Annotated in this window: 1 protein-coding gene and 1 pseudogene; one reads left to right on the top strand and one right to left on the bottom strand. The window is 62.0% G+C overall.

Going from position 1 to position 737, the window contains the following annotated elements; translation table 11 throughout:
- Nucleotides 1-171: pseudogene (gene groEL, locus H3V53_RS43215) on the bottom strand (chaperonin GroEL); the annotation flags it as partial.
- A gap of 234 nt (nucleotides 172-405) precedes the next feature.
- Here groEL and H3V53_RS43210 point away from each other — a divergent pair.
- Nucleotides 406-737 (top strand): BON domain-containing protein (locus H3V53_RS43210; protein WP_336603044.1); only part of this gene is annotated, 332 nt, incomplete at its 3' end.

Raw genomic sequence — 737 nt, 5'->3', positions numbered from 1 at the left:
AGCCACGACCACGCCCGAATTAGCGACGAGCGGGGCACCGGGCACGCGCTCGACGATCACATTGCGGCCACCGGGGCCAAGCGTGACCTTGACTGCTTCGGCGAGCGCGTTAACGCCGTTAAGCAGCAGTTGCCGTGCATCCTGGTGAAATACGAGCGTTTTATGCGACACGACGCACCTCCGCGAAGCAGGGTGTGATTGCACGTGATCGCGCAATCGCAATGGACCGTCTGCCTATTTAAGCCGCGGCATGTGCCGGGCGGCTTGATCTGTATCAATGGCGCCCGGGCGGATGCACCGCCGATATCGCAGCCATGTGGATCGCGGGCCGTTGATCGACATCAAATCCTGTTCGATGCGATAGGCGATGCTGAATAGCGTGCACCGGCAGACATGGAGAGCATCATGAAATCGGATGAAGCCTTATGGCAGGATGTCGAACAGGCCCTGCGCTGGGAACGGACCATCGATGCCGGACAGATTCGCGTGCACGCGCACGATGGCGTCGTCACACTCACGGGCACGGTGCCCAACCTGCTGCAGAAGCAGATGATAGAAAAAGCGTTGCAGAGCATCGCTGGGTGCCGTGCGCTTGTGATGGAACTATCGTTGCCGCTCGCGAGCGCGTTTATCGACTCTGACGAGTCGCTCGCGGCGCGAATCCTCGAGACGCTCTCGCGCATGCCCGGCCTGCCCGTCGCCCGCGTGCGCGTGGAAACCGAGCGCGGCTGCGTGAC

It is taken from the genome of Paraburkholderia bengalensis, from assembly GCF_037126505.1.
Lineage (GTDB): Bacteria > Pseudomonadota > Gammaproteobacteria > Burkholderiales > Burkholderiaceae > Paraburkholderia > Paraburkholderia bengalensis.
Note: the sequence above shows the minus strand (reverse complement) of the source record. Positions and strands in the feature narration are given on the sequence as shown.